At 64.1% G+C, this 22,886-nt stretch carries 22 protein-coding genes; 11 read left to right on the top strand and 11 right to left on the bottom strand.

What is annotated here, in order from left to right; translation table 11 throughout:
• The first annotated feature begins 3 nt into the window (after positions 1 to 3).
• Genes ACFULT_RS25720 through ACFULT_RS25700 form a run of 5 tightly spaced genes read left to right on the top strand, consistent with a single transcriptional unit; the run spans position 4 to position 5,348 of the window.
• On the top strand, positions 4 to 870 hold the full coding sequence (locus ACFULT_RS25720) for a carbohydrate ABC transporter permease (RefSeq protein WP_019667189.1): 867 nt from the start codon (positions 4 to 6) through the stop codon (positions 868 to 870).
• Positions 871 to 1,995 (top strand): ABC transporter ATP-binding protein, encoded by a 1,125-nt coding sequence (locus ACFULT_RS25715; RefSeq protein WP_019667190.1) that lies wholly within the window; start codon positions 871 to 873, stop codon positions 1,993 to 1,995. It abuts the gene before it with no gap.
• The gene (locus ACFULT_RS25710; RefSeq protein ID WP_094720981.1) at positions 1,996 to 3,111 is read left to right on the top strand and encodes an ABC transporter ATP-binding protein; all 1,116 of its coding nucleotides are present in this window, start codon (positions 1,996 to 1,998) and stop codon (positions 3,109 to 3,111) included.
• 8 nt (positions 3,112 to 3,119) lie between these two features.
• Positions 3,120 to 4,844 (top strand): dihydroxyacetone kinase family protein, encoded by a 1,725-nt coding sequence (locus ACFULT_RS25705; RefSeq protein WP_378482904.1) that lies wholly within the window; start codon positions 3,120 to 3,122, stop codon positions 4,842 to 4,844.
• 3 nt (positions 4,845 to 4,847) lie between these two features.
• On the top strand, positions 4,848 to 5,348 hold the full coding sequence (locus ACFULT_RS25700) for a ribose-5-phosphate isomerase (RefSeq protein ID WP_094627377.1): 501 nt from the start codon (positions 4,848 to 4,850) through the stop codon (positions 5,346 to 5,348).
• A gap of 305 nt (positions 5,349 to 5,653) precedes the next feature.
• Here ACFULT_RS25700 and ACFULT_RS25695 read toward each other — a convergent pair whose 3' ends face one another.
• Positions 5,654 to 6,064 carry a LuxR C-terminal-related transcriptional regulator gene (locus tag ACFULT_RS25695; RefSeq protein WP_378482903.1) on the bottom strand — a complete coding sequence of 137 codons (411 nt, stop codon included), beginning with the start codon at positions 6,062 to 6,064 and terminating at the stop codon, positions 5,654 to 5,656.
• 376 nt (positions 6,065 to 6,440) lie between these two features.
• On the opposite strand from ACFULT_RS25695, the gene ACFULT_RS25690 reads away from it, so the two are divergent.
• From ACFULT_RS25690 to ACFULT_RS25680, 3 genes are all read left to right on the top strand, one after another.
• Positions 6,441 to 7,709 (top strand): TetR/AcrR family transcriptional regulator, encoded by a 1,269-nt coding sequence (locus ACFULT_RS25690; protein ID WP_094720984.1) that lies wholly within the window; start codon positions 6,441 to 6,443, stop codon positions 7,707 to 7,709.
• Between the two features lie 354 nt (positions 7,710 to 8,063).
• On the top strand, positions 8,064 to 8,456 hold the full coding sequence (locus ACFULT_RS25685; RefSeq protein ID WP_378482902.1) for a hypothetical protein: 393 nt from the start codon (positions 8,064 to 8,066) through the stop codon (positions 8,454 to 8,456).
• Positions 8,457 to 8,492: 36 nt separating this feature from the next.
• A complete protein-coding gene (locus ACFULT_RS25680; RefSeq protein ID WP_378482901.1) occupies positions 8,493 to 9,386 on the top strand; it encodes an FAD/NAD(P)-binding protein in 894 nt (297 codons plus the stop codon).
• Positions 9,387 to 9,938: 552 nt separating this feature from the next.
• Here ACFULT_RS25680 and ACFULT_RS25675 read toward each other — a convergent pair.
• The 6 genes from ACFULT_RS25675 to ACFULT_RS25650 form a co-directional block, all read right to left on the bottom strand.
• Positions 9,939 to 10,574 (bottom strand): RES family NAD+ phosphorylase, encoded by a 636-nt coding sequence (locus ACFULT_RS25675; protein ID WP_378482900.1) that lies wholly within the window; start codon positions 10,572 to 10,574, stop codon positions 9,939 to 9,941.
• On the bottom strand, positions 10,571 to 11,077 hold the full coding sequence (locus ACFULT_RS25670) for a hypothetical protein (protein WP_037104602.1): 507 nt from the start codon (positions 11,075 to 11,077) through the stop codon (positions 10,571 to 10,573). The genes ACFULT_RS25675 and ACFULT_RS25670 overlap by 4 nt, the downstream gene beginning before the upstream one ends.
• 70 nt (positions 11,078 to 11,147) lie before the next feature.
• Complete coding sequence (locus ACFULT_RS25665) at positions 11,148 to 11,594, bottom strand: DNA/RNA non-specific endonuclease (protein WP_378482899.1); 447 nt, start codon at positions 11,592 to 11,594, stop codon at positions 11,148 to 11,150.
• 683 nt (positions 11,595 to 12,277) lie between these two features.
• A complete protein-coding gene (locus tag ACFULT_RS25660; RefSeq protein WP_094720986.1) occupies positions 12,278 to 12,577 on the bottom strand; it encodes a hypothetical protein in 300 nt (99 codons plus the stop codon).
• A gap of 57 nt (positions 12,578 to 12,634) precedes the next feature.
• Complete coding sequence (locus ACFULT_RS25655) at positions 12,635 to 14,632, bottom strand: MMPL family transporter (RefSeq protein ID WP_378482898.1); 1,998 nt, start codon at positions 14,630 to 14,632, stop codon at positions 12,635 to 12,637.
• Positions 14,629 to 14,841 carry a hypothetical protein gene (locus ACFULT_RS25650; RefSeq protein ID WP_378482897.1) on the bottom strand — a complete coding sequence of 71 codons (213 nt, stop codon included), beginning with the start codon at positions 14,839 to 14,841 and terminating at the stop codon, positions 14,629 to 14,631. Before ACFULT_RS25650 ends, ACFULT_RS25655 begins: the two co-directional genes overlap by 4 nt.
• Before the next feature lie 95 nt (positions 14,842 to 14,936).
• Between ACFULT_RS25650 and ACFULT_RS25645 the strand changes: the two genes are divergently transcribed.
• The gene (locus ACFULT_RS25645) at positions 14,937 to 15,578 is read left to right on the top strand and encodes a TetR/AcrR family transcriptional regulator (RefSeq protein WP_378482896.1); all 642 of its coding nucleotides are present in this window, start codon (positions 14,937 to 14,939) and stop codon (positions 15,576 to 15,578) included.
• A 355-nt stretch (positions 15,579 to 15,933) separates the two neighbouring features.
• Here the strand turns inward: ACFULT_RS25645 and ACFULT_RS25640 are convergent, their stop codons facing one another.
• From ACFULT_RS25640 to ACFULT_RS25625, 4 genes are all read right to left on the bottom strand, one after another.
• Complete coding sequence (locus ACFULT_RS25640) at positions 15,934 to 16,344, bottom strand: VOC family protein (protein WP_378482895.1); 411 nt, start codon at positions 16,342 to 16,344, stop codon at positions 15,934 to 15,936.
• A gap of 279 nt (positions 16,345 to 16,623) precedes the next feature.
• Positions 16,624 to 17,442: a shikimate 5-dehydrogenase gene (locus ACFULT_RS25635; RefSeq protein WP_378482894.1), complete on the bottom strand. Its 819-nt coding sequence runs from the start codon at positions 17,440 to 17,442 to the stop codon at positions 16,624 to 16,626.
• 16 nt (positions 17,443 to 17,458) lie between these two features.
• On the bottom strand, positions 17,459 to 18,127 hold the full coding sequence (locus ACFULT_RS25630; protein ID WP_378482923.1) for an HNH endonuclease family protein: 669 nt from the start codon (positions 18,125 to 18,127) through the stop codon (positions 17,459 to 17,461).
• A gap of 115 nt (positions 18,128 to 18,242) precedes the next feature.
• Positions 18,243 to 19,148 (bottom strand): NADP-dependent oxidoreductase, encoded by a 906-nt coding sequence (locus ACFULT_RS25625; protein WP_378482893.1) that lies wholly within the window; start codon positions 19,146 to 19,148, stop codon positions 18,243 to 18,245.
• A gap of 142 nt (positions 19,149 to 19,290) precedes the next feature.
• Here ACFULT_RS25625 and ACFULT_RS25620 point away from each other — a divergent pair, with 142 nt between their 5' ends.
• Both ACFULT_RS25620 and ACFULT_RS25615 read left to right on the top strand, forming a co-directional pair.
• Positions 19,291 to 22,107 carry a DEAD/DEAH box helicase gene (locus ACFULT_RS25620; protein ID WP_378482892.1) on the top strand — a complete coding sequence of 939 codons (2,817 nt, stop codon included), beginning with the start codon at positions 19,291 to 19,293 and terminating at the stop codon, positions 22,105 to 22,107.
• On the top strand, positions 22,107 to 22,859 hold the full coding sequence (locus tag ACFULT_RS25615) for an SWIM zinc finger family protein (RefSeq protein ID WP_020113146.1): 753 nt from the start codon (positions 22,107 to 22,109) through the stop codon (positions 22,857 to 22,859). The genes ACFULT_RS25620 and ACFULT_RS25615 overlap by 1 nt, the downstream gene beginning before the upstream one ends.
• Positions 22,860 to 22,886: the final 27 nt, after the last annotated feature.

The raw sequence follows: 22,886 nt of genomic DNA, 5'->3' as shown, positions 1-22,886 counted from the left end.
ATCATGGCAAAGGAATTGCTTCCAGGGCAGCGTCGGTTCACCCCGGCCTCGGTCGCCGCGGACGTCGTACTGCTGGTGTGGTTCGTGTTCTCGCTGTTCCCCATCGTGTGGATGGTGTTGCTGGCGCTGAAGTCCGACGCCGAGCAGACGAGCACGTACTTCTCCTTCACGCCGACGTTCGAGAACTTCGGAACCGTGCTCAGCCAGCGCGGAACCGACCTCACCAGCGTCGATTTCACGTCGTCTCTGCTGACCAGCCTCATCAACTGCGGCGGCGCGGTCATCGTCTCGCTCGTCATCGGCATCCCCGCTGCCTACGCGGCGGGTCGCTGGCAATACAAGGGCAGCAACGATCTGATGTTCCAGATGCTCTCGTTCCGATTCGCGCCCGAGCTGATGGTCATCGTTCCGCTGTTCGTCATCTACAACCAGATCGGGTTGTTCGACACCAAGGTCGGCATGATCTGGGTGCTGCAGTTGGTCACCATGCCGCTCGTCGTCTGGATCCTGCGGTCCTACTTTCAGGATCTGCCGGAGGATCTGGAACAGGCCGCGCTTCTCGACGGGTACACCCGCTCGCGGGCGTTCGTCATGGTCGCTCTTCCGTTGGTGCGCCCGGGCATCGCTGCAGCTGCATTGCTGGCCTTCATCTTCGCGTGGAACAACTACGTCTTCCCGCTCATCCTGTCCGACAGCAACGCCAGCACGGTCACCGTCGCGATCACCAAGTACCTCGGTGGTGGCGGACAGGCCTACTACAACCTCACTGCGGCGGCAGCAGTCATCGCAGCACTCCCACCGCTGATCCTGGCGCTCACCATTCAGCGCTACCTGGTCCGCGGTCTCTCGTTCGGGGCGGTGAAATCCTAGATGGCACAGCTTGCAGTCAAAGGACTCAGCAAGAAGTACGGCAAGAAGATCGGAATCGACGGACTCGATCTCGACATCGCGGACGGCGAGTTCTTCGTCATCCTCGGTCCATCGGGGGCTGGCAAGACCACGACGCTCAAGTCCATTGCAGGACTGGTCGAGGTCGACGACGGTGCCGTCCACATCGGTGGCACGGACATGACAGCTGTCGAGCCGTACCACCGCAACGTCGCGATGGCGTTCGAGAGCTACGCGTTGTACCCGCAGAAGACCGTGTCGGAGAACCTGGCATCGCCGCTGAAGTCCGGACGCACCGGCAAGTACACCGAAGCCGAGCAGACCGAACGCATCAAGTCCGTGACGACGACTCTCGGCATCGACCACCTGCTGAAGCGTTTCCCACGCGAGCTGTCCAACGGTCAACGTCAGCGTGTCGCGCTCGGTCGCGTGCTGGTCCGTCCGGCGGACGTCTACCTGCTGGACGAGCCCCTCTCGCACCTCGACGCGAAGCTTCGCGCGGCTATGCGCGTCGAACTGAGGCAGTTGGGTGAGATGTCCAAGACCACCACCGTCTATGTCACCCACGATTATCAGGAAGCCCTCGCCCTGGGAGATCGCATCGCGATCCTCCGCGAGGGGCGTGTGGTCCAGGTGGACACTCCCGAGAACATCTGGCGTACACCGGCGGACACGTTCGTCGCCAAGGCCCTCGGTCAGCCCGAGATCAACCTCTACGACGCAACCGTCGACGACGGATCGCTGCGCGTGCTGGGAAGCAGCATCGAGGTGTCCGCTCCGGCAATGCTGTCGAGAGGGGACAACGCGCGCATCGGCATTCGGCCCTGCGACGTCGACGTGCTCGCGCAGGCGTCGACGCAGCCGGGGAAGGTGAACTTCGAGGGCACCGTCGTACTCGCCGAACGTCTCGGACGCGACGTCGAGGTGTCCGTCGATCTCGGCGGAACCACTCTCATCGCGTTGTCGAAGGGCGGACGTCACATCACCGAAGGTGCGACGGTGACCGTGTCGGTCGACGCGTCGGACATCCACATCTTCGACGGCACCGACGGGGCGTCGGACGTCGAAACTCGTCGCCTGGGCGCGGCAGACAGCAAGGAGCAGTAGATGACTGCCGTACACACCACGACCGTCGCGCAGAGCCTGACGCTCGACAACCTGGTCAAGACCTACTCGTCGCGTGGGCGGGAAGAATTCAAGGCCGTCAAGGGCATCGATCTCACCATCGAGCCCGGTGAACTGATTGCGCTCCTCGGCCCGTCCGGATGCGGCAAGACCACGACTCTGCGGATGATCGCGGGCCTGGAGACGGTCACGAGTGGAGAGATCCGCATCGGCGACAGGACCATCACGGACCTTCCGCCCGGAAAACGTGAGGTCGGGGTCGGATTCGAGAGTTACGCGCTGTACCCGCCGCTGTCCATTCGTGAGAACCTCGCGTACGGGTTGAAGGCACGCAAGGTCAAGGGTGCCGACGAGCTCGTGAACTCCATCGCTCGCAGGCTCGAGATGGAGGATCTACTCGAGCTGCGTCCGGCAGGACTGTCGAGTGGCCAGAAGCAGCGCGTCGCATTGGCGCGGGCCCTCGTTCGGAACCCTCCGGTGCTGCTCCTCGACGAGCCGCTCTCGCACCTTGATGCCTCTGCACGCCAACGAGTTCGACGCGAACTCAAGATGTTGCAGCGCGAGTTCGGGTACACCACGATCGTCGTCACTCACGACCAGGTCGAGGCGCTCAGCCTCGCGGACCGCTTGGCGGTGATGGACGGCGGAGTCATCCAGCAGTTCGGCACTCCCGACGAAGTGTTCGACGATCCAGCCAATCTGTTCGTCGCAGGGTTCGTCGGCGAGCCGCAGATCAACGTTCTCGACGGTGTCGTCCGTCGTTCGGGAACGTCCAGTGTCGTCGAAATCGGGGACGGCACACTGTCGGTGGACGTCACCGATGTCTCCGACGGCACATCCGTCAAGGTCGGTATCCGCCCGCAGGACGCGTCGATCGTCGCGGGTGTGGCCGGTGACGGACAGATCGCTGCGTCGGTGGACTACTTCGAGCACCTGATGGAGTTCGGCCAGGCGAAAATTTCCGTCGCAGGCGGCGGCGAACTTCTGGTGCAGACCCCCGCACGCGAAAGCTACCGCAGCCACGATCGATGCGCGCTCTCCGCTCCGGCCGAACGCATCTACCTGTTCGACCGCGAATCCGGTCTCAGACTCCGATAGGACCAGTCATGACAAGGCTTTTCAACGACCCAGCGTCGTTCATGGAAGACATGCTCGACGGATTCCTCGACGCCAACTCGCGGTACGTCGTCGGTGTCCCCGGTGGGGTGGTGCGTGCGACGGCGACACCCGAGGGCAAGGCCACGGTTGTCGTCGGCGGCGGGTCCGGACACTATCCGGCGTTCTGCGGAGTGGTGGGTCGTGGATTCGCCGACGGTGCCGTGGTGGGAAACATCTTCACCTCGCCATCGGCCGACGACGCCGCGTCGGTGGCTCGTGCAGTCGAGCGCGGCGGGGGAGTGCTGCTGACGACGGGCAACTACGCGGGCGACGTCATGAACTTCGGTCTCGCGGTGCAGAAGCTGCGCGCCGAGGGAATCGACGCCCGGTACCTCGCGGTCACCGACGACATCGCCAGCGCACCAAAGGATCAGATCGCCAAGAGGCGCGGGATCGCCGGTGATTTCACGGTGTTCCGGTGCGCGTCGGCCGCTGCCGACGAGGGATACGACCTGGACGGTGTCGAGCGGGTCGGAATCGCTGCGAACGACGCCACCCGCACGCTGGGCGTCGCCTTCGACGGCTGCACGATGCCCGGTGCCCGGGACCCACTGTTCACGGTGGCGAAGGGGACGATGGATCTCGGTCTCGGTATTCACGGAGAGCCCGGGGTGTCCTCCCACGACATGCCGACGGCCGCCGAGCTTGCGGACCTGCTCGTCGATGGCGTGCTCGCCGAGAAGCCCGAAGGCAGCGGAGAGCGCATCGCGGTGATCCTCAACGGGCTCGGCCGAACCAAGTACGAGGAACTGTTCGTCGTGTGGCAGACGGTGTCGCGTCGACTGCGCGAGCATGGATACACCGTCGTCGACCCGGAAGTGGGGGAACTCGTCACGAGCCTCGACATGGCAGGCTGCTCGCTCACCGTCATGTGGCTCGACGACGAACTCGAGAGGTTCTGGACCGCGCCGGCGGACACTCCTGCCTATCGCAAGGGAGTCGTCGCGGCAGATACCGGGGAGCGTCGGTCGGCCGACGACGTGGCCGAGGCTGCGTCCGCGGTAATGCCGGAGTCCGAAGAACATTCGCGGGAGTGCGCTCGGTTCGTGGCATCGTCCCTCGAAGCCCTGGCGGAGCGAATGGCTGCTGCGGAGGACGAACTCGGCCGCATCGACGCCGTCGCGGGAGACGGCGACCACGGCCGAGGAATGGTGAAGGGGACGGCTGCTGCACGTGATGCCGCGGACGATGCCGTCAACCGAGACGGCGGCACCGGATCGGTGCTCGCGGCCGCGGGCTCGGCATGGGCAGCGAAAGCAGGTGGAACATCCGGAGTGTTGTGGGGTGCCGCACTGACAGCCATCGGAAACAGACTGGGCAACAACGGCGTACCGGACGACGCGGCCGTCGCCGAAGCACTGCGAGCAGGGTACGACGCCCTGACATCCCTGGGTGGTGCATCGCTGGGAGACAAGACAATGCTCGACGCTCTCGACCCGTTCGTCGGCGCCGTCGAGAAAGCCGTTGCCGGCGGAAGTGACTGGCGGACTGCATGGTCCGACGCAGTGAACGTGGCGGGTGACGCTGCGGAGCGCACCGCGGAACTCCGTCCGAAGGTGGGACGAGCACGTCCCCTGGCCGAGAAAAGCGTCGGGACCCCCGACGCGGGCGCGGTGTCGCTCAGCATGTGCGTCGCCACCGTCGCCGAACTCTTCACGAAGCAAGGAACGTAGATCATGAGCAAGCTGAGAATCGTCGTCGGATGCGACGACGCCGGACTGCAGTACAAGCAAGCACTGTTGGCCGATCTGGAGAAGGACGACCGAGTCGAATCGGTCGCCGACGTGGGCGTCGGAACCGACGAGCACACCGCCTACCCGCACGTGGCCGTCACCGCGGCACGCATGATCGCCGACGGGTCGGCCGACCGTGCGCTGCTGGTGTGCGGCACCGGTCTCGGAGTGGCCATCAGCGCCAACAAGGTTCCCGGTATCAGGGCCGTCACGGCACACGACAGCTTCTCGGTCGAGCGTGCCGTACTCAGCAACGATGCCCAGGTGCTGTGCATGGGCCAGCGTGTCATCGGAATCGAGCTCGCGCGTCGCCTGGCAAAGGAATGGCTGGGCTACACCTTCGACCCGACATCGGCATCAGCGGCAAAGGTCGCGGCAATCGGAGAATACGAAACCGGTTCCCTCGCAACCGCGGAGGATGCAGCCAAAGCGGTCTGCGACTGAGCCGACCTGGATGCGACGGCGGGGCAACACCGCCGTCGCGCTGGCATGCATGGTTTCGATGAGCCATGCCGCGGGTTCGACTGTGCTGTCACCTACTTAAACCGTCTGAAAAATAACTGATTTCGACCGCTGACATCCCAGTGGGGGCTGTCGTTTCCAGAGCTGATTTCTGACAAACCAATCCCTGCCGCGCACAGTCACCCGTAAGCATTCAGACGTTGCCTACGTAAACTGTACTGACCGACGCCGTCTCCCCTATGCGCTGGCGGTCGAGGGGCGCTCCTCACGCCGGTGCGAGGTGGTCGTCAGAGGTCGTCGAGCGCGACGATTCCATCTTGCAGCGCGCGGGCGACGAGCGCGGCTTTGGTGGGGGCGGGCCGTCCGACCGCGCTGTATTTGATTCGGATACGGGTCAGGTGAGTGTTGACCGTTCCCAGCGCGATGTGCAGGGTCGCAGCGACGCCGATCTTCGAGTCGCAGTACAGCCAGGCCCGAAGAACGTCTATTTCTCTGCTGCTTAATAAGGCGTTCGCATACGCGGGGCGGCCGGGAACAACGGCGCGGGTGGCCGCAGAGTGGTATTGCGCCTGCGGGCCAGGGGCGGTCGGTGCGGCGGTGGGAACGATCCGGGTCCGCAGCGGCGACCGAAGCGAGTGGGTGCGGCCGGGCGTGACCGGCCGAATGCCTGACGGCGGCGGGGGAGCGGTGAGAACCATGATCGTTACCTCTCAAATTTGACATGAGTCGACATCACGAACGGGGCACCGCGTCATTGACGGGGCGACTGGGGATGCGGATCGGCGACTGCGGCGTCGAGGACAAGCGCACCCAGGATCCGTTGTTGAGCGGGTTGTCCGAGAGCGCTATGCGGCCGCGTGCGTCCGTTGTACGGGCCACGAGGCAGCTGGTGATTGAAGCTTTTCGCAATCTCAACATGTCTCCAGATCGACTGCAACACAATCGCTCTCGATATCAATGCCCATATTTGGGTATCGGCTACATTCAGGTGTAGTTCGAACTACATTCTGCGGTCGGAGCGGCCGATTGGTTATAGTTCGATGTCCATGTTCGCTCGATCGAGGTGGTTACCAGATGAGTTCGAAGCCGACCCCTCGGGAGCAACTGCTGCAGGCTGGCTCGCGTCTTCTCGGCAGACTCGACATGACCGACATGGTGCGTGCTCTGTCGATTTCGGCGGTCGTCGACGAGGCCGGCCTGTCGCAGCAAACTTTCCACAACACCTACCCCGGTAGTTCCCGCGCCGGCGGCACAGGCGGCAAGGAAGCGTTCGTCGAGGACCTGCTCGAGAACATCACCATCGGGTACGTCGGATTCCCCTCCGCCGCGGGGTCCGCGGACGGGCACCGGTCGGCATCTGCGCGCGCAGAGCAGGTCAGCGGCGTGTTCGGCGACATGACCTCCGGCCTGATGCGTCGGCGGATGCTCGCGGTACTTCTCGCCGGCGACCACGACGGCGCCCGCAAAGCAGTGGTGCCCGACTTCGAACGCTTCGATACCGACTTCCGGACGTTGGTCGGAGATGCCGTGCAGGCACGCGGCGGTTCTGTCCGGCAGCCACTGTCGTTGACGATGCTCTCGACCATTCTGGGATCGCTCCTCGACGGACTGGCCCTACGCGAGATGCTCACACCCGACACCATCGACGCTGGTGATGTCGGCGCCGCTACCGAATCGATTATGCGATGGGCGATCGACCCGGTGCATTCGGATCGGTCGATCCCCGACGCGGACGCTGTGGCGGCGGACATCGCCCTCGATCCGATGCTCGGCGACGTCGAAGCCGAAGTCATCTCAGCGACCGAAACCCTCTTCGTCGACCACGGATACTTCCTGGTCACCCTCGCCGACATCGCCCGCGCCGCACGGATCCGCCTCGATGATCTGATTCGACTGTTCCCTAGCAAGATCGACATCATCGTCGCTGCGCTCAAACCCGAGTTCGACCGGGTGCTCCGGCTCCGGCGAGCCGACGAAAAACTAGCGGTCGAACCCCTCGTCGCGCTGCGCCGCACCCTGACCGCGATCGGGGAGTTCGTGATCGGCAACCGAGCCATGAGTTCGGGAATGCTGTTGGCGCTCAGTTTCGAACAATTCCAGCAGCCCAGCACAGTCACCACAGTCCTGGAAAACCTCTACCTCCCCTCGGCCGTCGTGCCGATTCTCGAACGCGGACGAGAGGCAGCGGTATTCACCGCCGATGCCCCCGTGATGGAAGTAGCGATCATGCTCACCAACAATGTCCTCTTCCGATGCCTGACCCGCCCGAACGAGGCCGCCACCGATGTCGTCGACGCAGTGTTGCGGGTGATGCTGCCGGGCGTCGCAGCACCGAACCGGTGAGCGAGATCGTCCCGCGCCCGCCAGGTGCGGTGGGCGGTTACATCCACCACGGATTCCTTCGCTCCAATCACTGGGACCGGCTGACGCGCCTGTCGGATCGGCTCGTCGAGAGCATTGCTGCCCAACCGCTCGACAGCCATGCCGATCAGCATTGGTACGTCCCGCGCGGCATCGAACCCGCGCTGCTCGACCGGCTCGAGCTACCGGGCGTGACCCCGCAGATAGTGGTCGGTGAAGCCGGGCACGGAAAGTCGACGTTGCTGTGGTCGCTGCACCGTGCGCTGCAGGAGCGTAAGCGCCGACCGATGATGGTCTCCGACGATATCGAGCATCGTAACGGCGCTGACCGTTCCTATGGTTGCAGCCCGTCTCCGTCGCCAGAGCGCGCTCGCGGTTGCCGTTGTCGCCTTGTCCTTCGCCGGATTGATCGGCGTTCTCGTCGGGAGCGCCGGTCTGGCGGTGGTGTGGGCGATTCTGCTCGGACTCGGTCAGGGAGGCCAACTTTCGCTCGCCCTGACCCTGATCAATCTTCGCGCCCCTAACACATGCACGGCGACGAGCCTGTCGACCATGGCGCAATCGATCGGGTATCTCATCGCCGCACTCGGACCGGTGACGGCCGGGGCGATACACGGGGCGACCGGATCCTGGACGATCCCGTTGCTCGCGCTGCTCACGGTCATGATCCCGCTGACGTTGTGCGGATGGATGGCCGGACGAGATACACCAGCAGTGATGCGCACCTGACGCGCATCGACCATCGAGTCATCGACCAGGGGGGAAATGGGATCATTGGCTATCGTCGGGTGTGGTGCAGCCGGGACAGCACTCGTCGTACAACTGGCGCATTGCGAATGGGAGGGTATCGATCGGATCCTCATCATCGATCCGCGAATACCGGCGTCGGGCATCGCGTTCGACAGGGACGAAGAATATCTACTGTGCAACACAAGTGTTGGCGTCAACTCCGTGATTCCGCACGACCCCGGACACTTTCTCGAATGGTTGCGACGCAACCCCACCCACACCGCACGGTGGGGAGTTGCCTCGGACGAAATCAGCGAACACTCGTATCTACCTCGCGGACTGTTCCTCGCCTACCTCGCGGCCTACTTCGATCGCGCTGTCACGCAGGCACAGTCCCATGGGGTGTTCGACCACGTTCCTGCATCGGCCCACACGATCGAATCGAGCGCGTCAGGAATCACGATCGTCACCGACAGCGGCGAGACCTTCCCAGTTGGCGAGGCTGTCATCTGCACGGGACTACACCCGTCCGAGCACACTCTCCGACGTCAGGCCGTTTTCCAATCGTCTGCTGTGGGGCGCGTACGACACGCCTCGACACGTGGCCGAACTCGAGCGAGCCCGACGGGTTCTCGTACTGGGGATGTGTCAGAGTGCCATCGACGCCGCGCAAATGGTGCACGAATTCAACCCGGACGCCGAAGTCGTCATGGCTTCGCAAACCGGAAAGTTGCCAGCCGTACGAACAGAAATGCGCGAGTCCGCCTCGACTGTGATCACCCCAGCCGCAGTAATCGGCGTGCCCGGCCACGGCGCACCAGAAGGGGTCGCACGGTGGCGGCACCTCATTATGGAGGAACTGCGCCAGCACGAGCCGGTTGGAACACTCTTCCCCGGACGCCGAGCGACCGCGTCCGAACAATTGCGTAGCGACCTCGAACACGCCCGGTCCGCAACTCACGCCTGGCAACGAATCGATCGAAACGCCGTCACTGTCGCAAACACCCTTTGGCCTCGAACCCCACTGGAACGGCGCCGCGAGCTCACGACGTGGTTCAACCGGTTCGCCCTTCGCTACGTATCAAAGATACCCGCCTCGGTCGCCGACCGACTGATCGAAAGCGAACGACAACAGCGGCTCGAGTACGTCCGGGCAGACAGCCGCGGTGGTCCGTCGATGATCACGCGCACGAAATGGACTGACGGGGTCTGGGACGAGTAACCACGGCCCACGCCTCGCATTTGAGCGTCGTTGTGCCCGCCAAGCGCGCAACACTACCTCGACGGAAGAGCTGCGTGATTGCTGAAGTCTGCGTTCGTCAAGATCTGTTGACGGTGTGAAAGTGGTCGTTCACGCAGTGTGCTCGTCGTCCGAGGCTGTCGGTTGGTCCAATGACTCCGGCCGATCGCCTGTATATCGTTTGAATGAACGGGCGGCCGCCAGCAGCTCCTATCGCGATCCCCGAACCTTGACTGTCCGCGTCAGAGAGACGGCGGCACCGAGAGAATGGTGATGCCGGTGTTGCGTTGTAGCGCGTCGATCAGGTCTGCTCGTTCAGAGAGAGTGTCGGTCTCGGTCACCGCGTAGTTCCCTGAAACTTCGCTCGATGATGCGCCAGCGGTGCCGAAAAGAGCCAGGCAGGCATTCATATGTGCGAGGTCGTGCCGCGCCCAGTACCGGATCCCGGCGTAGCCTGCGCTGCGAAGGGCGGATGCCCACAGCTGCGTCAGCTGGTAGTTCCCGGTGCTGAATATCTCTGCGGTGACTCCGAATTGCGCTGCCGCGTTCGATGTCAGATCCGCGAGCGGCCGCGTGTCGACAATCTCCAACCGGCTGACTGCGCGTGCGGTGAGTTCGCTGCTCGGGACGACCCGCATCCCTCCCCATGTTTCGAGGAGGGTGATCTGTTCGGACTCGGCGGCGTAGCAGGTGCCATTCTCGTCGGCGAGGTCGAAGCGTCCGTGGCCGCCGTTCGCGAACCACAACGGCCCGCGAGTTGCGCTGTGGCAGCGAAATACCTCCGTGCCGGCCTGGACTGTGAAGGCGGGGAATCGATCGCGGAGGTGATCCGGTGGGGGAGGGGCGAGTAGGTGCAGTGCGGTACGCGGAGCGCTCACGCGGCGAGATGCTCGGTCGCCGCGCGCGCAAGATCAGCGACGGACGGTCCGTCACCGTCGAGCAGCGCCTGCCGCGGGGTGCGTCCGCCGAGTTCGGGTTGTTCGGTCATCAACCACGACGCAGCCATCCACCCGCCCGTATCAGCACTCGCCCACACCCGCAGGACGTCCTTGATTCCGAGGATCGGCCGGGCAGGGGTGTTGTCGTCGAACCCTGTCACCGAGTAGCCCACCGACCCGTCTGCGGCGACCAGTCGCAGCACTCGATGATCGCGGACTGCTTGGCTCAGGGCTTGTTTCGTCCACCCGGTCACGTCCAGGACTTGCTTGTGGGTGAGGATCGCGCCGATATGATTTTCCCACGCACGGCGTGCCTTCAGCCCGGAGAGCACGCTGCGGATCCCGTTCTCGACATACGCGACATCACTCGGGTTGAGTTCGGTCTGGTCGAGGCCGCTGGCGGCGAGCTCGGCGGCGACGAGGTCCTGCAGCGGTGTGCTCATGTCACCCACGATACTGAGGTCAATCAGGTCAAGTCAAGTAGGTCAACCAAGACTGCAGTCGGCTACTGCACTACACAACGATGTCAGCGTAGGACGACAGTTCGGTCCATCGCTGCTGTTCGAGCCGTGCGGCAGACTGCAGGGCGTACCGGTCCGCGGTGACGAGTCGGTCTATCGACAGCCCTGTTGCATCTGCAATGTCTTCGATGGGGACCTGGAAGGTTCGACACGGACCGAGTGGGGGAGTAGCAGTGTCGGCGCGGGCGGGACGTTCGAGGATCGGACCCAGCGACTGCGTCTGATCGAGGACGTGCCCCGTCGCTGCAAAAGCCACATCCTGTTGCCAAGCAGCAATTTTGAAGAACCGCCGCGGGATCGCCACACCCCGGTACACCGGATCGTCGGAGGCGAAGATGCAGCCGGAGAACACCGACAGCCGCTGCCCGTACTGGCGGGCGTGTTCGAGCACGTAGTCCTTTGCATGGCCCATGTAGTGCCCGGCGTTCGGTACTGTCACGCTGTATTTGTCGGGGGTCCCTGTGAATGACCGAATATGTTCGGTTCCGTATTGCACGCGCGCGTCGTCATCCCCGTTTAAACCGAGTATCGGAATCGTGATTTTCGATAGATTGAGCAAGTCCACAGCAATTGCGGGTCCTTGCGACAGCATGTCGCCACAAGGGTGCTGGTTTTGAAATGGCGCAGCGGCGTCGATGACGTGCTGTTCGGTGTCTGTGTAATTTCCTGTGACGAATTCGGTTCGCCCTTGGTCGTAGAAGGTGTATCCGCTTACTTCGGTGTTGCGTTCCGATGGAGACCCGCCGGCCAGACATCGGGCTGTGGTAGCGAAGAAGCGAACGTAGGCTTCGGGGGTGAGGCCTCGGTCTGCCCAGTCCATGACGACGAGAGCGTCGATGTCGTTGAATGTGAAGGCTTCGACCTGGACGATCTGGCCGCCGTTGGACTGTCCGGCGAGCGTGATGTGGTCGAACGTCGGTGCCGAGCCGGGAGCGTTCCACTGGTAGTCCTGCTTCGCAGGGCTTGAACGATCTGGTGCGCCATTGTCGCTTGGGACCCGACGCACATAGCACCGCCAGCCGGGGAGTCGGAGGAGTCGTAGCCGAGCCTGTCGATGGTGAGGGAGGTCTGGCCCCTGGCCGCCATCACGTAGCTGTGGTGGTAGCCAGGTACAGGCAGGCGTCAGTACCATTCGCCTGCTGCAATGCCGTGTTCGTAGAGAGTGACAGCGGACCCGATCCCGGCGGCAGGAGCCGTGAGATGACCTCGTACGGTGGAGGTTCGACCGTCTGCCGAGCACGGCACCGCAGTGTCGTTGACGTTGCGAACGGTGAAGGACACAGGGACGTCCACGACGTTGGGCGGGGCCGGCTGAGCGGTAGAACGTCCGGGCGCTCCGATCATCAGGGCAGCGGACATGAGTGCGACGATGACGGCGGCAACGGCATGGGTGATGGGATGCAACGGTATGTGTTCGGGCATGGCGATACTCCATCCGAGTGTGACGATGCTGGTCGGTGGTGTGGTGGTGCTGGTAGGTCAGGCGTAGGTCTTGGGTTCGTGGTGGAAGTCGCGGTCGGGCACGTTCGGGGACTCGGTGATTCCGATTCGCTTGTGCAGGCGTGCGAGTGGGCCTGGTGCCCACCAGTTCCAGCGTCCGGTCAGTTGCATGATTGCCGGGACGAGGAGGGCGCGGATGATGGTGGCGTCGACGAGTACTGCCAGTGCCATGCCGATTCCGAGTTGCTGCAGGAACGTCACTCCGGAGGTGGCGTAGGTGGCGAACGAGACGGCCAGGATCAGCGCTGCTGCGGTGACGACGGGAGCAGAGCGTGAGATGCCGTCGATGATGGAGCGGCGGTTGTCTCCGGTGCGGTCGAATTCTTCTTTGATTCTCGACAGCAGGAACACTTCGTAGTCCATCGACAATCCGTAGGCGATGCAGAACATGAGGATCGGGATGCTGGGCTCGATCGCACCGGTCGGTGTGAAGCCAAGCAACCCCGCGAGGTTGCCGTTCTGGAATCCCCACACAAGGACTCCGAACATGACTGTCAGCGACAGTAAGTTCAGCGCGGTGGCCTTGATCGGCGCGATGATCGATCCGGTCATCAGGAACAGGATCCCGAACGTGATCACGGCGATGAGCACGGCGACGAGCGGTAGTCGGGCGGTGACTCCGCTTGTGTAGTCGTCGAGCATCGCGGGCGATCCCCCGATCAATACCCCCGCCGGTGCGTCCACGGAACGGACGGCTTCGACGAAACCAGCTCGGTCGTCGAGCGATTCGCGGGTGGGGACTACCGACAGATAGGTGGAGGATCCATCGTCCTCGAAGCGAACGGCAGTGTCTGGGGCCGGGGTGATGGTTCCGCTCGAGTCGATGCTGCCCATTGGTCCGTCGACGCGCAGAACTTCGGGCAGTGCCGCCAGGTCGCTGGCGTATCGGGCGATCCGATCCGGGCCGGTGTTCGATGCTGCGACAAGGACTGCGTCGGCGTCTTCGCTGGCATAGTCGTCACGGATGGTGTCGTAGAGTGCGCGCACCGGTACCGACTGCGGCAGGATCCGGTCGTCGGGGGCACCGAATCGGGCACCGAGGATCGGGGCGCCGAGTAAAACGAGCACGACGACACCAATGACCGCGAACACGACCGGCCGGCCGGTCGTCGCTTCGGTGATCCGTCGCCACACCGGGCTACCGTCCTGCTCGTGACCGGGTCGTTCGGTGCGTCGTAATGCGCGCGGTCCGAGGAGTACCAGAGCTGCAGGAAGGACCAGCGTTGCCGCGGCGACGGCGGTGATGACGACGGCTATTCCGGCGTAGGCGAAGGACGCCAGGAACGGGAACGGAAAGACCAACAGCACAGCAAGGGATGCGGCGACCGTCGCACCCGAGAACATGATCGTGCGCCCCGCTGCGGTAGTCGCACGCTGGACTGCTTCGCGTTTGTCCGTGGTGCGCCGGGCCTCCTCGCGGAATCGGTAGATCAGAAACAGGCTGTAATCGACGCCGAGTGCGATGCCCATGACGAGGGCGATGTTCGCGGCGAAGGTCGATACCTCGGTGACGAGGGTGACAATTCGAAGGATTGCAAGTGTGCCGACCACGGAGAACAGTCCGGTAGCGAAGACGGCACCCGCCAGGCGTAGGCGTCGCACTACCGCCCACAGCAACAAGACGACCAGCGGTGCGATGATCATTTCGGCGCGCAGGAAGTCGGTGCGTGATTGTTCGGCGACCGCACGGAAGACTTGATCGCTACCGCCGAGGGCCAGTTCGACGGACTGCAGTGGTGCCGATTCCAGTGCCTCTTCCAACGCCGGCAGGACTTCTTGGCGCACGTGGGTGGCGTCGCCCGGCGCCCACGCCAGTATCAGCGCGGAGCTCCCGTCGTTCGCGGCGAGAGTCGGCACGTTCTCGGTCCAGTACGACCACGCGTTACCGACGCCGGGAAAGTCACCGACCAGGGTGGTCAGGTTCAGTCCGGCGCGCGCGACATCGGCGCTGTCGAGCCCACCACCGGTCGGCGTCACCAGAACGGCGATGTTGGGCGTTCCCGTCGACAGAGCATCTTCAATACAGCTTCGGCCGATGCCGAGGGGGCGTTTGTGGCCTCGAATCGGTTCAGTGACAGTGCGTTCATGGCTCCAGCCGCGACGGCGGTCAGCACGACGAACAGGATCCCGGCCAATGCCAATGCCAAGGTCAGTCCGGGGCGGGTTGTGACGAATCGTGTGGGCATCGCAGATCCCCCTGCTACCGTGAATGCGAGCGGTTGCTCGCGTTAAACAATACGAGTGGTTACTCGTCTTGTCCATGGGAAGATTCGGAGATCAGGTGAACAGTGCTCGACCGTCGGCTACCGCCGATACCCCCAAGCGTCAGGAACGCGGCCTGAAACGTATGTCGGCGATTCTGGATGGAGCCGAAGAGTTGTTCGGTGAGGTCGGGTTCGATGCGGCAACCACGAACGCGATTGCAGCCAGGTCGGGTATCTCGCCGGGGTCGCTGTATCAATTTTTTCGAAACAAAGAGCAGATCGCCGAAGCCTTGGCGGAACGGTATGTTGTCGATCTGACTGCGGCGCAGTCGGCCGCGGTGCACCCACCGCCGGATGGCAGTGGCGAGACTTTGGAGGAGTTCGTCGATCGGGCCGTGGACAACATGGTTGCCTTCAACGCCGCCAATCCTGCTTTCTTGCAGTTGTTCTCGCGTGCGGACACTCAGCCTGCGTTGTATGCAGCGGTGGTGCCGCTACAGAACGAACTCGCCGCACGGGTCGAACAGGCACTCGCTGCGCTGGCCCCGGCCCTGAGCACCAAGCGTCTCCGGCTCCATACGTTGGTCGCGTTGCAGATCGCGCGCGGGATGATGCCCGTCATTGCAGCAGAGAAGAAAATCGCCAGGAAGAAGGAACTCGTAACCGAACTCAAAACTGCCCTGATCCGATACCTGACGCCGGTTCTCAGGAACGTCTAGGCACGCTAGGCGCGAACGCCCACGTCTCATTGGTTGCGCCTCCTGTTCCTCCGCGAGAGGTTGGCCGGAGAGGAGTGCTGATGCTTCTGAGACCGACTGCGGGTTTGGCGACCTGCGAGAGCTCGGGTGCGCGTGAGGTCAGCTGGCCCCTGCATCACCGGTGTTGGGGTTCGGCCTCCCTATCGTCGATGAGGCTAGTCGGTGGCGAGCTACCAGATTCCCCGGACGACGCGCGTATTGAGTCTGCTTCGTAGCAGATTCGGTTCGGAGATTGATGGTGGGACCGGGGGTGACCAGTCGACCAGGCCGGTGCAGCGCATGTCCAGCGCCCCGGGGCATGACGGCAACGCAGAGTTCACGCGACAAATATGCAGAACGGATGACCTGATGGATCAGCGAAGACATAGAGCGGCTCCTCGGCGTCGTCGGTGCGATCGAACATCACCTGTGAGCCGAGTGACTCGGCGCGCTGACGCTGTCGTTGCAGTTCAGCGGCGTTGCGCACGGTGAAGTCGAGGTGTATCTGCATCGGAATGTCGTGCGCAGGCCACGTAATTCTCGGCAACAAGTCGACGCGCTGGAACGCTAATTTTCGGACGCCGCTCGCGTCCACAAGCACCAACCACCCCGGCTGCGATTCGGGGGTTTCGGACGGCTCGTCGCCTGCTCGGTGCCTCAAGCTCGAGAGTTGCCGGTAGAACTCGGCAAGTGCGCGAGTATCGGTCGTGTCGATGACAGTGTGCAGTAACTCGGGATACGGAGACACTCGTGGCCTCCGTCCGTTTCGTGTCTCGACCGTCCCATAGCGGAGCGCCACTGGCCAGCTTGGTCGGCGGAATCGTCGCCATGGGGTCCATACCGTGAGCAAGGAAAGAAGGGCCGACCCTGATGCCGTGCGCGATGGCCCTCTGCGCTCCGCTGGTAAATCTGCCTTATGTCTGGCGACTGATCTCCACGCCGTGACCAGTCTGCACTGGCCCTCCTTGGTCATCGTCAGTTGGCGGTGCGCAAACTGTCCTTTGGATAATCCTGCACGGTCTTCGGGCTAGCTCCGCGAAAACTCCGACGCCCGCTGGATTTGCTCGTCCGTTGGCCGGATGCCGGTGTAGAGGACGAACTGCTCGGCTGCCTGCAGCGCGATCACTTGTGCGCCCGTGATGACGGGCTTGTTTGCGGCCCGGGCTTTCACGATCAACGGCGTTTCCGACGGCATGGCGACTACGTCGAACACTGCGTGGGCACCGTGGATCTGCTCGTCGGAGTATGGCGAGGCATCGGCGTCGGGGCCGCCCGCCATTCCGACGGGGGTGACGTTGACGAGCAGGTCGGCCTGGACGGTGCGGGCAGACCACTCGTATCCGTAGGCGGCGGCCAGAGCCGGACCGGTGACCTCGTTACGGGCGACGACGGTGCCTCGGGTGAATCCCGAATCACGAAGTGCTGCAACGACCGCTTTGGCCATTCCTCCGCTACCGGTCACCGAAACCGTGTAGTCGGTGGAGAAGCCTGATGACGCAAGCAGATTCGCGACTGCCTGATAATCGGTGTTGTACGCGTGCAGTATGCCGTTCTCGTTGACGATGGTGTTGACCGATTCGATGGCGCTCGCGGAATCGTGCATCACGTCGATCGATGCGATGACGTCTTCCTTGAACGGCATCGAGATTGCGCACCCTCGGATTCCGAGAGCGCGGACGCCTCCGATCGCGGCAGCGAGATCCGTCGTCGTGAAGGCTTTGTAGACGAAGTTCAGATCGAGTTCGTCGTAGAGGTAATTGTGAAAACGGGTACCGATGTTGCTCGGGCGACCGGAGAGCGACATGCACAGTTGTGTTTCACGGTCGAGGAAGCTGCGCGAGGACATCGTTCGGACTTTACTCTCAGCAGTTCTGCGCCACCGACGAGAGCGCGCGCTGGTCCGCCTGTGTGATCGGCAGCGAGTACTGCGCCGCGACGGACAGGTACTTGCCCGCGTAGAAGCATCGGTACGCGGCGTTGGGTGGTAGCCACTGCGCTGGAGTGGAGTCGCTCTTCGACTGATTGTCGGGCCCGTTCACGGCAAGGAGGTTGAAGTCGATGTCGTTGGCGAACTGGACTCGCTTGTCCGGTGTCCATGCGTTCGCGCCCATGTCCCAGGCCGCGGACAGTGGGTAGACGTGGTCGATCTGGATCTTGCCTGCGTCGGCCTTGACGAATTCGACGGACTCACCGGAGTACGGGTCCGCGAGAACCCCCGACGTGACCACGCAGTTCCGAGTCCCGTCGCGGAACGTCACCTCGGTGAGGGAACGCGCCAGGACGTTGTCGCGGGTACCGCAGCCGTCGTGACCGCCGGGCCCGTCGTAATCGTCGGTCCACGCCGGACCGAACACGCAGCCCTCCCCGCTTTTGCAGCCCCGCTCGTATCCCGGGTTGTCGGGCCTGTCCGCGACCACCTGAACCCGTGCAAGTAGATCCTCGATCTGCACTCGTGTGGGACTACCCGGCGCCGGGGGAGGCGGCGAAAAACCTGGAATCGACGCTCTGTCGCAGGACCCGAATGCAGTCATGGCCAGAGCGGCCACCAGCAACAGCAGCGCCACACGCAGCTTCTTCACACACGCCCAATCGTCGTACTCGGTCTATCCGGACACGATTGTGCCGCACCCCACCGACAGTGATTGCTCAGCCGACTTCGATGATCACCTTGCCGGTTGCGTGGCCGCTCTCCACCGTCGCGAGCGCTTCACCTGCCCGCTCGAGCGGGAAGGTCTGGTCGATCCGAGGTGTCAGCACACCGGTGGCCACCAGGTCGGCCACGGCCTCGTACGCCTCCGTGGTTCGCCTGCGGTGCACGCCCGACCCGCCCAGGGACGTCGCGAGCACGGGATCCGCGACGCTGACGACAGGTGCGTCGGGCTTGGTCAGCGATACCGCCGATTTCAATGTGTCCCCGCCGACGAGATCGAAGATGCCGTCCACCACGGTGTCCACGGCGTCGGCGAAGTGCTCGCCGGAGGGGACGAAACGAGCCCCGAGGCCGGCCACCCACTCCTGCTTGCCCGTGCCGGCCACGCCGATCGTGTTCAGACCGCGCGCCTTGGCTATCTGCAGCACGGCGGAACCGACCCCGCCGCCCGCGCCGAGTACCAGCAACGTCGAACCGCTCGCGAGGCCCAGCTGGTCGACACCGTCGTAGGCCGTACCTGCCGCAACCGGCAGCGTGGCGGCGGCGGCGAACGTCACGGCATCGGGCTTGTGTGCGGCGCTGGACGCGTTCAGCACCGTGTACTGCGCGTACCCGCCGTGACCGGCCGCGGTGGATCCGAACACTCGATCGCCCACCGAGAAACCGTCCACATGAGTACCGACCTGAACCACCGTGCCGGACACCTCACGGCCGAGAACTGCCGGTAGGGACGTTTGTACGGTGTCCTTGCGGTTGCCGGCCCGCACCTTCCAATCGGCAGGGTTCACCCCGGCTGCATGCACCGCTACCAGCACCTGTCCCTGTCCGGGGTCTGGAATCGGCACGTCGAGGAAATACTCGGTTTCGGGACCTCCGTACTCACTGAACCCATAAGCGATCATTCATCCACTGTGCCAAATGTCCGGTAGTCGGTGGGCGAGGTGTGCCATTTCTCGCCCGTCGGCGTCGCACGGACCCCGCGCACGGTGCGGCAACCGGCACACCACGCCCATCCGTAACCGAGCACCCTGGTTGGATGGACGAGTGCTTCACGGTCTCTGGTCTCCCGGCAGCGGGTTGGCGCTGTGGGACGACGAGGTCACCACCGGTACGGAGCCCGCTCTACCTGCCGCGCTCGCGCAGGTACTCGGCAGACCGTTTCGTCACCGAGTCGAGGTCACGTTCCCGCCGACCGACGGGGGGCGGCCCCCGACGGCCAGCGTTCCCGCGATCGCGCTCGTGCCGTTCAATGCAGCCGACCTGCTGCTCAGGATCACGCCGCATCCGCTGATCGCAGGTGATCTGCAGTATCTGGCGCACGTCGCGCACGGCATCGAGCGGTGGGCGCGCGCAGGCAGAGTCGTACCCTCGCTCGTCCGACTGGAAGGGACGTGGTGGCCGAGGTGGCGTCTGGTGGGCGGGGAGCGCCAACGGGCCTGGGCCAGCGAACTCGCCGCGGCCATGCCGTCCGTGCAGCGTGCGGCCCACAGACCCAAGGCAATCCTGGACGACATGCTGGCCGAGCTGACCGATCCCATCGTCAGGTCGGTGCTGGGCAGACCCTTTCCGGAACACCCGCTGCTGTCGGCCCTCGTTCTGGACGACCCCTACGTGGAAGGCACTCAGCAGGCGTCGACTCTGCTGGAGAAGTGGCGGGAAACCCTCACCGTCGACGAGCCGTCGCTGGTACTGCGATTGCTCGAACCCACCGACGACGAGCCCGAAGATTCTGCGGATTTCGGCGAAGCGTTCTGGACCTTGCAGGTGTGTCTGCGCGCCGACGGCGAAGCGCCCGTGCCGGTTCCGATGAACCGCCGCGTCGACGCGACCCTGCTCTCCACAGCCGTGCGCAAGCTCGGCGAGGCCGTGGCGGCGTACCCGCGGCTGCGGGATCTGCCGTCGGAGGACGGCACGCTGGATCTCCTGCTGCCCACGTCGGTGGTGATCGATCTTGTCGAGCACGGTGCGACGGCACTGCAGGCGACAGGAACGACGGTGCTGCTGCCCCGGGCATGGACGCGGCTGGATCCGTCGATGCGCTTGCGGGTGGAATCACCCGCGGTGACCAAGGCCGCCGCCGACCGAGCCGTCGGCATGGAGGAACTGGTCTCCTACGACTGGCAACTTCAGCTCGGCGACATGGTCCTCACCGAGGCCGAGATGAATCGCCTGGCCGTGTCCAAGGGTGACCTGGTGCGTCTGCGCGGGCAGTGGGTGCTCGCCGACGGTGGTCAACTCGCCCGCGCCGCCAAATACGTCGCCGAGCACCACGGCGACGGGACCCCGCTCGGCAAGCTGATGCGCGAGATGACCCTTGCCGATCCGCCTCCGGCGTCCGTTCAGGACATCCGGGCGACGGGATGGGCGAAGGCGCTGCTCGAGCCGGGAGCGAGCCCGGAGCCGATTCCGCTTCCACCGGGCGTGAACGCAACCCTGCGGCCGTACCAGCAGCGTGGTGTGGAGTGGCTGGCGTTCATGAGCAGGCTGGGACTCGGAGCGGTACTCGCCGACGACATGGGGCTCGGCAAGACTCTGCAGGTCCTCACCTTGCTCGCGCACGAACGGAGTACGACGCCGACGCTTCTGGTGGCGCCGATGTCGGTCGTCGGAAACTGGCAGCGCGAAGCCGCGAAGTTCACCCCCGGCCTACGCGTGATGGTTCACCACGGTGCGGCGCGGTTGAGCGGTGACGAACTTCGAGACGCCATTTCCGCGCACGATCTCGTCGTGACGACGTATGCACTGATGGCGCGCGATCGGGCGCAGTTGGCGGAGCGGACGTGGCGTCGGGTCGTGCTCGACGAAGCGCAGCACATCAAGAACTCGGGTACGGGGCAGGCGAAGGCGGCTCTCGCCATTCCGGCCGAGCACAAGATCGCCCTCACCGGAACTCCCGTCGAGAACCGACTGGACGAGCTCCGCTCGATCCTCGACTTCGCCAACCCTGGAATGCTGGGCAGACCAACGGATTTCCGCAAGCGCTTCTCCGTTCCCATCGAACGCGAGAAAGACGAGAACGCGGTGACACGCCTGCGCGCCATCACCTCTCCGTTCATTCTCCGACGGGTCAAGACCGATCCCGCCGTCATCTCCGATCTTCCGGAGAAAAACGAGATGACGGTGCGCTCGAACCTCACCGCCGAGCAGGCGGGCCTGTACAAGGCCGTCGTCGACGAGATGATGGCCCAGATCGCCGACGCCAAGGGGATGAAGCGCAAGGGCGCCGTGCTGTCTGCGCTGACGAGGCTGAAACAGGTGTGCAACCATCCAGCGCACTTCCTGTCGGACGGCTCGCCGGTGCTCAAGCGCGGGCACCATCGCTCCGGAAAGATCGGCCTCGTCGAGGACATGCTCGATTCGATCCTCGGGGAGAACGAGAAAGCGTTGCTGTTCACGCAGTTTCGGGAGTTCGGCGACATCGTCGCGCCGTACTTCGCGGAAAGGTTCGGCACCGCCGTGCCGTTCCTGCACGGCGGCGTCACCAAATCGAAGCGTGATGCGATGGTGGAGGCCTTCCAAGCCGACGGCGGCCCACCGATCATGATGCTCTCGCTCAAGGCAGGTGGAACCGGGTTGAACCTCACCGCGGCCAACCACGTCGTGCACCTCGACCGCTGGTGGAATCCGGCGGTCGAGAACCAAGCGACCGACCGCGCCTTCCGGATCGGCCAGCGCAAGAACGTCTCGGTGCAGAAGCTGCTCTGTGTCGGAACGGTCGAGGAGCGCATCGATTCGATGTTGCACTCCAAACAAGACCTCGCGAATCTCGCCGTCGGCACCGGCGAGAACTGGGTGACCGAGATGGATACCGCAGAACTGCACGAACTGTTCCGTCTCAGCGAAGACGCGGTAGGTGAGTGATGGTCGACTTCAGTCAGTACGGCAAGCGTCGGAAAGCCAAGGGCGGCATCGAGTCCCGCAACAAGCGCGGTGCATTCGGCCAGACCTGGTGGGGGAGGCACTTCGTCACCGCCATGGAGGACCTGGCCGATCCGGGCAGAATCGCCCGTGGCCGGACGTACGCGCGACAGGGCCAGGTGCTCAATCTCGGTGTCGAACGCGGCCAGATCTACGGCGAGGTTCAGGGCAGCCAGCTGGAACCGTTCTCGGCGTCGATCACCGTCGATCCGCTGACCGACGGTCAGATCTCGGCGCTGATGAGCCGCGTCGCATCCAACCCAGGAATGTTGGCCGAACTGGCGTCCAACTCGATCCCACAGGCACTGGCGTCGATTCTTCTTCCGCACGACCGCGGTCAGCTGGACTTCGACTGCACCTGCCCCGACGACGGTTGGCCGTGCAAACATGCGGCTGCGTTGATGTACATCGCCGCCGAACACGTCGATGCGTCCGCCGCGACAATTCTGACGCTCCGCGGCGTCGATTTGGATCAGCTGATCGAGGGCGTCGGTGACGGCGACGACGAACTCGATTCCGGCGACTGGTTCGGGGACGACGCCAGACTGCCGGCTCTTCCGAAACCGACGTCGGCGCCGGCGATGGACGACCTGGACCCGCTGATCCTGCGCAAGGTCTTCCGAGCCGACGGGTCCAACGAGGCCGAGGTCAGCCGGGCTGTTGCCGAGCTGCGGGCGTTGTACGACAGGCTCTGACCCGCTCACGTGCTGGACATACGTGGA

The sequence above is a fragment of the Rhodococcus sp. NPDC057297 genome (assembly GCF_042667435.1).
Lineage (GTDB): Bacteria > Actinomycetota > Actinomycetes > Mycobacteriales > Mycobacteriaceae > Rhodococcoides.
This window is presented reverse-complemented; position numbering and strand designations above follow the sequence as displayed.

Coding starts and splice junctions, on each gene's coding strand:
- ACFULT_RS25720 (WP_019667189.1), top strand. CDS start 4: ATGGCAAAGGAATTGCTTCCAGGGCAGCGTCGGTTCACCCCGGCCTCG.
- ACFULT_RS25715 (WP_019667190.1), top strand. CDS start 871: ATGGCACAGCTTGCAGTCAAAGGACTCAGCAAGAAGTACGGCAAGAAG.
- ACFULT_RS25710 (WP_094720981.1), top strand. CDS start 1,996: ATGACTGCCGTACACACCACGACCGTCGCGCAGAGCCTGACGCTCGAC.
- ACFULT_RS25705 (WP_378482904.1), top strand. CDS start 3,120: ATGACAAGGCTTTTCAACGACCCAGCGTCGTTCATGGAAGACATGCTC.
- ACFULT_RS25700 (WP_094627377.1), top strand. CDS start 4,848: ATGAGCAAGCTGAGAATCGTCGTCGGATGCGACGACGCCGGACTGCAG.
- ACFULT_RS25695 (WP_378482903.1), bottom strand. CDS start 6,064: ATGGTTCTCACCGCTCCCCCGCCGCCGTCAGGCATTCGGCCGGTCACG.
- ACFULT_RS25690 (WP_094720984.1), top strand. CDS start 6,441: ATGAGTTCGAAGCCGACCCCTCGGGAGCAACTGCTGCAGGCTGGCTCG.
- ACFULT_RS25685 (WP_378482902.1), top strand. CDS start 8,064: ATGGTTGCAGCCCGTCTCCGTCGCCAGAGCGCGCTCGCGGTTGCCGTT.
- ACFULT_RS25680 (WP_378482901.1), top strand. CDS start 8,493: ATGGGATCATTGGCTATCGTCGGGTGTGGTGCAGCCGGGACAGCACTC.
- ACFULT_RS25670 (WP_037104602.1), bottom strand. CDS start 11,077: ATGAGCACACCGCTGCAGGACCTCGTCGCCGCCGAGCTCGCCGCCAGC.
- ACFULT_RS25660 (WP_094720986.1), bottom strand. CDS start 12,577: ATGCCCGAACACATACCGTTGCATCCCATCACCCATGCCGTTGCCGCC.
- ACFULT_RS25650 (WP_378482897.1), bottom strand. CDS start 14,841: ATGCCCACACGATTCGTCACAACCCGCCCCGGACTGACCTTGGCATTG.
- ACFULT_RS25635 (WP_378482894.1), bottom strand. CDS start 17,442: ATGTCCTCGCGCAGCTTCCTCGACCGTGAAACACAACTGTGCATGTCG.
- ACFULT_RS25630 (WP_378482923.1), bottom strand. CDS start 18,127: ATGACTGCATTCGGGTCCTGCGACAGAGCGTCGATTCCAGGTTTTTCG.
- ACFULT_RS25625 (WP_378482893.1), bottom strand. CDS start 19,148: ATGATCGCTTATGGGTTCAGTGAGTACGGAGGTCCCGAAACCGAGTAT.
- ACFULT_RS25615 (WP_020113146.1), top strand. CDS start 22,107: ATGGTCGACTTCAGTCAGTACGGCAAGCGTCGGAAAGCCAAGGGCGGC.